Origin of the sequence: Marivita sp., assembly GCF_965656765.1 — a bacterium.
In the GTDB taxonomy this organism is placed as follows: domain Bacteria; phylum Pseudomonadota; class Alphaproteobacteria; order Rhodobacterales; family Rhodobacteraceae; genus Marivita.
Window position 1 is genome coordinate 1 of the sequence record NZ_CBFHLV010000119.1, and the last position, 3,649, is coordinate 3,649.

Below are 3,649 nucleotides of genomic sequence, written 5' to 3' on the forward strand. Positions count from 1 at the left end.
CAGCCGAGTTCTTGCCGGGCCCCGCATGATCGCGACCAACGATGAAATGTGTGCAGCCGTGGTTCTTGCGGATGAGCCCGTGCCACACTGCTTCACGCGGGCCAGCCATGCGCATGGCAAGGTTCAAAAGGCTCATTGTGGTGGTGGACTGTGGGTATTTGTCCAGCACTGCCTCATAGCAGCGCACGCGGGTGAAGTGATCCACATCACCTGGTTTGGTCATGCCGACAATCGGATGGATCAGCAGGTTGGCTTGCGATTCCTTGGCTGCACGGAAAGTCAGTTCCTGATGTGCGCGGTGCAGTGGATTGCGGGTTTGGAACGCCACCACCTTGCGCCAGCCAAGCTTGCGGAAGTAGGCGCGCAGCTCGTTCGGTGTGTCGCGGCGCGCGCGGAAATCGTAATGCACGGGCTGTTGGATGCCGGTCACGGGACCGCCAAGATACACCTTGCCCGCGGTGTTGTGCAGATAATTCACAGCTGGGTGCGCGTCATCATCAGCACCAAAAACCATCTCGGCTTCGCGGGCTTTGTTGGGAACCCAACGGTCGGTCACAGTCATGGTGCCCAGAATGACACCTTCTTGATCACGCAGTGCAATATCCTGCCCGATCTCAAGGGTTTCGGCAAACGCGTCGGACACATCCAATGTGATCGGCATTGGCCAAAGCGACCCATCAGTGAGGCGCATGTTTTCAACAACACTGTTGTAGTCGTCTTCGCCTAAGAACCCTTTGAGCGGATTGAACCCGCCATTCATCAAAAGCTCCAGATCACAGATTTGCCGGGGCGTCAGGTCATGGCTGATCAGATCGCCAGCTTCCTGCTTGAGCTTTTGGGCGCTGTCATAAGAAACAAACAACTCGGGAATAGGTGCGAGGTTTTTAGGATACATAAGACTGCTCATTTTCTGAATTTGCGCGCTGGGTACGCCTTGCAGCGATGCAAAGTCCAGCAAAGCGGTCCTGTAGTCGCGAAATTTAGAAAAATGTGCGGAATTTGTGCCAGTTTGGGCAGCGCTGGTCGGCTGGTCCGGGTTGGTAACAGCATCCAATCCGGACCAGCCGGTCAATCATTCGGCCGCAGGAACTTCGGCTCCATAGCCAAGGGGTTCAGAGGTCACCTTGCCATCATCGTCGCCCTGTTCGGCAAGAAAACGTTCCGCCTCAAGCGCCGCCATGCAGCCCATGCCCGCCGACGTGACGGCCTGTCGGTATTTGTGGTCTGTCAGATCTCCAGCGGCGAACACGCCCGGAATAGAGGTTTCGGTGCTGTCCGGTTTGGTCACCACATAGCCGCCCATATGGGTTTCAAGCGTGTCTTTGACCAATTCATTCGCAGGCGCATGGCCAATGGCCACAAAGACGCCCTTGCACGGAATCTCTGTGATCTCACCAGTGTCCACATGCTTCACGCGCACGCCCTCGACACCTTTGGGCATGTCCGTGCCAAATACTTCGTCCAACTGATGGTGCCACAGCGTTTCGATCTTTGGATTCTTGAACAACCGATCTTGCAGGATTTTCTCGGCGCGCAATTCATCGCGGCGGTGAATCAGCGTCACCTTGGATGCAAAATTGGTGAGGAACAGGGCCTCTTCCACAGCGGTATTGCCACCGCCGATAACGACGATTTCCTGACCACGATAGAAGAACCCGTCGCATGTCGCACAGGCGGACACGCCAAAACCCTTGAACGCATCTTCGGACGGAAGGCCCAGCCATTTCGCCCGCGCGCCCGTCGCAAGGATCAACGCATCTGCGGTGTAAACGGTGCCGCTGTCGGACTGCGCTGTGAAGGGACGTTTCGACATATCAAGCGAAGTGATGAGATCGCCGATGATCTCTGTGCCCATAGCGCGCGCATGCGCTTCCATGCGCACCATCAGGTCGGGCCCCTGCACCTCGGTGTCACCAGGCCAGTTCTCGACTTCAGTTGTGGTGGTCAACTGGCCGCCGGGTTCCATACCTTGAACAAGGATTGGCTCAAGCATGGCGCGGCTCGCATAGACGCCAGCGGTATATCCCGCCGGGCCGGAGCCAATGATCAAAACCTTGGTGTGGCGTGTGTCGGACATGGTGCAGCCTCGCGTCAAAGCAGGGAGTGACTATTCTGTAAGTTGGATATATGCGTCTGGCCGCTGGTTCGCAAACCAATGCCGCGCCAATTTGACATGCCATAAAATTTATCACGATCGTTTAAGATTGTTGCGCGGTGTTGAAATAATATTGCGCGTGGTGTGCCGGTGGTATAATAATGCCGAAAAAGCAGGGGTGCCTAGAATGCCGTCACACCGGTTAGATCCAATTGATCGCAAAATTTTGGCTGAGCTTCAGGCGGATGGCCGTATGACGAATGTCGAACTGGCCCGCCGGGTTGGGATTTCAGCACCACCCTGCCTGCGCCGGGTGCGTACATTGGAAGAACAGGGTTTCATTCGTGGTTACCACGCCGAGGTTGATCCAAGAGAGCTTGGATTCGAGGTACAGGTCTTTGCGATGGTTGGATTGCAAAGCCAAGCCGAAGGCGATTTGCGCGCGTTCGAGGATCTGTGTCGCGGTTGGCCCTTGGTCCGTGAATGCCACATGCTCAACGGTGAGGTTGACTTCATCCTGAAATGCGTGGCCCCGGACCTTAGCACATTCCAGAGCTTCCTGACCGGAGAGCTTTTGACATCGCCCAATGTTGGGAGCGTAAAAACGTCTCTGGTGATCCGCGGTGCCAAAGATGAACCCGGCGTGCCGTTCGACGTGCTTGAGGCGCGGCTGGGTGACACTGCTTAAGCGCGATACCGTGTACTTGGTGACTACGCGACGTGCAATGTCTCGATGATGTTGCGCGTTGTGCGGGGAAAAGCCAGATCACCGAACGCTTCCAGATCATCCAGATGCATGAACATGGTTTCCAACATACCGCGCACCGACGATCCGATCTCGGCGGCTGATATCCGCCCGGGGTGATAGCTTTCCAGTTCGTGACCATTGGCCTTGACGATTCCATGGCGGCGCAGGGCAAAGTGATAAAGCTGCACCGGCCCGGGTGGTGTGATGCGCAGCACTCTGTCCTCATCGATATAGTCACTGGCCGGGGCCAGAACGGCGTCGCAATTCAAAAGATCGGTGAACCGTTCCTGACGAACAACTAACCGGGCGGCAGGACCAAGCAACAAGTCGCTTTGGTCCATGCCTAATCCCGGCAAACGGAGCAAATGTGTGAGAGAGGTCGTATCACCGCCGAAATCGGGCAAGTATGGTGTGGTGCCTTTCCAGACCACGGGCTGCGGGCCACGATGGGTCTCCACAAGGTCACCAGGGATCAGGTCCTCAACCGCAATCGGCCCCATGACAGTTGAGATGAGTGTGCCACGGGCAAACGCTGAAGCACAGGCTTCGAATGTTGAGGAAGCGGGAACAGTGAAACTGGACTCTGAGATAGACTGGTCCCGAAGAAGAGCAGCAGCCTCGATTGTGCGGGTGAGAGGAACCTCGCCGCGAGGCCGCCCGTCGAACGTGGCAACTTTATCGGTGGAAACTGCATAGGCGTTGAAGTCCGTGGTCGTCACGTGATCGGTTGAGGTCTGAGCCATGTGATCCCTTTAAGGAACGTCTGAAAAACCTCGCGTGCTGAGCGGTTTGAGATACACTGTGGG

Annotated in this window: 4 protein-coding genes; 1 reads left to right on the forward strand and 3 read right to left on the reverse strand. The window is 56.4% G+C overall.

Annotated features, from left to right (window positions below):
• The coding region (sat, locus tag ACTG4M_RS17200; RefSeq protein ID WP_439124899.1) for a sulfate adenylyltransferase at positions 1-895 on the reverse strand (895 nt) is incomplete at its 3' end.
• Between the two features lie 177 nt (positions 896-1,072).
• Positions 1,073-2,077, reverse strand: coding sequence for a thioredoxin-disulfide reductase (gene trxB / locus ACTG4M_RS17205; protein WP_439124896.1), 1,005 nt, complete (start codon positions 2,075-2,077; stop codon positions 1,073-1,075).
• 205 nt (positions 2,078-2,282) lie between these two features.
• On the opposite strand from trxB, the gene ACTG4M_RS17210 reads away from it, so the two are divergent.
• Positions 2,283-2,783 (forward strand): Lrp/AsnC family transcriptional regulator, encoded by a 501-nt coding sequence (locus tag ACTG4M_RS17210; protein ID WP_439124897.1) that lies wholly within the window; start codon positions 2,283-2,285, stop codon positions 2,781-2,783.
• 23 nt (positions 2,784-2,806) lie between these two features.
• Here the strand turns inward: ACTG4M_RS17210 and ACTG4M_RS17215 are convergent, their stop codons facing one another.
• Positions 2,807-3,586 (reverse strand): Hint domain-containing protein, encoded by a 780-nt coding sequence (locus tag ACTG4M_RS17215; RefSeq protein ID WP_439124898.1) that lies wholly within the window; start codon positions 3,584-3,586, stop codon positions 2,807-2,809.
• Positions 3,587-3,649: the final 63 nt, after the last annotated feature.

Coding starts and splice junctions, on each gene's coding strand:
- trxB (WP_439124896.1), bottom strand. CDS start 2,077: ATGTCCGACACACGCCACACCAAGGTTTTGATCATTGGCTCCGGCCCG.
- ACTG4M_RS17210 (WP_439124897.1), top strand. CDS start 2,283: ATGCCGTCACACCGGTTAGATCCAATTGATCGCAAAATTTTGGCTGAG.
- ACTG4M_RS17215 (WP_439124898.1), bottom strand. CDS start 3,586: ATGGCTCAGACCTCAACCGATCACGTGACGACCACGGACTTCAACGCC.